The 2,188-nt window shown below is 27.1% G+C and carries 2 protein-coding genes; both read right to left on the bottom strand.

Features of this window, described 5'->3' with window-relative positions:
- Positions 1-91 precede the first annotated feature (91 nt).
- Positions 92-991 (bottom strand): hypothetical protein, encoded by a 900-nt coding sequence (locus ACYSNX_RS13000; protein ID WP_461755083.1) that lies wholly within the window; start codon positions 989-991, stop codon positions 92-94.
- A gap of 82 nt (positions 992-1,073) precedes the next feature.
- Positions 1,074-1,967, bottom strand: a complete 894-nt coding sequence (locus tag ACYSNX_RS13005; protein WP_461755084.1) for a hypothetical protein — start codon at positions 1,965-1,967, stop codon at positions 1,074-1,076.
- Between the last annotated feature and the right edge of the window lie 221 nt (positions 1,968-2,188).

Here is a 2,188-nt window from a genome sequence, read left to right on the forward strand (position 1 = left end):
AACCACTTTGCTTCCAATTCTCCACATGTTGGAGCATGATCTCTTGTTTGCTCATAACTATACGATTTACTGGCAAACTTAAATCCTTAGGTTATGCTAGGCAAGATGTGGCTGCTCGGCTGGATACATAGGGGTCAAAACAATGATAAGGTTGTATAAGAACTAATGTAGGGTAAATTGGTTGAAATGGATCTGTAGGTTTTATTCCTACATGATTGTATAACATTGAGTAAATACTATCAATTTTTTGACATTGATCAACAATTTCTTTAGTTCTTTCTTCAGGTAATGTTTCGACTGTTCCAAATTTATTATTAACGTCTAGCCAATAATTACCAATCATTTGATTTAATACAAAATAATTGTTCGATGCAAATATTGATCCAGGAATAGTATTTTCAGAAATGAATGTCTTATTTGGGTTAATTTGAAGTTGCAAATTCATTTCAATAGTGGTATTACTTCCACTATAAAATGAATCAAGTTCACTGTTTATTTTTTTTATATCTCTAACTATTAATTGTATAAATTCATTTGCAGTTCTAAATAAATTAAGAGATAAATATTTATTTACACTATCATTTATTTCTCCAATAAGTATACAATAACAATTGTCAATTACTTCTAAAGAATTAGCAATAGCTTTATGATTTTTGAGAGAAGAGTCAATAATGAAAACTTTTATTATTGACTGAACACCAAAATTTTCGGAATAATTTTTTAAATTGCTTGCAACTACATACTTTTCAAAATCAAAAAATTCACTTGGTAAGCTAAAAAGCTCGTAGCTCTTAATTGTTTTGGTCCTAAAATTAAACACAAAATATTGTATCGAATTTTCGAGTTGTAGTAATTCTATTGGTAAAGTTCTGAGAAGATTAAATGAATTAACGTAAAACTCGCTATCCCTGTAATTTTGTGTATTTGATACAATAATATACTGGATTGCAAGAGGGGAGGAGTATTTTATTACAGAGTCAATTCTTGTCATATAATAAGTTTTTTTAATTGCACTTAAGATTCCTTTTAAGACAACATCGATTGCTTAATGGAAAAGTTTTTGTATTGTCACCTTAATACTCAATTCTTTTTTCACCTTCAATAGACGCATTAACTTTTTTTATAATTGAGTTTGTGACAATTACATTTCCGTCAGTGTTGATTTTTCTTTCTTGTATCATATCAGCTTCTATAGAATACCTATTCGAAAATAAAATGTCACCATTTAGAACTTTAGAATTAAAGTCATAATCTTCCAATAAAAAATTGATAATATTGTTTTCGTAAAATCCTTTCCATTTAAATTTACCTCTTTTGATAGCTGGTGATATGACATCAATTTTTGCATTAAAAATTTCTTCATTTGGAAGTTCATCTGTTTTTAAAATAAAATTAAAAAATTCATTTTTACTTACTCTTCGTGATGAACCAACTGGATTATTATTATTCAGACGAAGTATATCGATTGAGTCTACTTTATTATAATTTTTTAATTTTTTATAAAGATTTGATTTCCTCCAAGAAATTTTATAATTTTTATTAGTTAATTCAATCGAATCTTTTACTGTTTCAACGCTTAATTTGTCTTCATCCTGTATGAATTCAAGATTTAATTTCTCTAATTCCCTTCTTTTTAATTCATTATCTAATTTTAAATTTTCAATTTGTAAATTAGTTAATTCTTCGTTCTCTACGGGAAATCGAGATATTATAATCGTTGCTACTGAAACTATTAAGCTAATTTGAGCAGCATTTTTACCTAATAATATCCACTTTTCTTTGAACCCACCTTCTTCGGTTGGTAAAGTTTCAATCTCCACTTCTAAGTTTAATGTATCAGAAATTTCTTTTAGAATAAATAATATTTCTTTTTCACATTCATTTCTTAAAATTGAATTTATTGAATGACTATCGTCTTTAAAATAATAGTGAAATTGTATGATATTTGAATTTTCGACTATGTTCATTTAATTAATAATTTATATCAGTGCATAATTTTATGGCATGGTTAAAACTTATATTAGCCCCTAAATAAGCTGGAGTGAAATTAATAAATTAATTACATAACTTTGGACTTATGAAATATAAGAAATGGAGCTTATCGGAGAAGCTATCAATTTTACAGGAAGCAGAAGAATACGGGGCAATAGAAACTTGTCGTAAACACAGTTTAAGTACAGGTACTTTC

It is taken from the genome of Myroides sp. LJL115, assembly GCF_054871665.1.

What these genes read in the sequence shown, in the direction of transcription:
- ACYSNX_RS13005 (WP_461755084.1), bottom strand. Translation starts at nt 1,967, where the DNA reads ATGAACATAGTCGAAAATTCAAATATCATACAATTTCACTATTATTTT.
- ACYSNX_RS13000 (WP_461755083.1), bottom strand. Translation starts at nt 991, where the DNA reads ATGACAAGAATTGACTCTGTAATAAAATACTCCTCCCCTCTTGCAATC.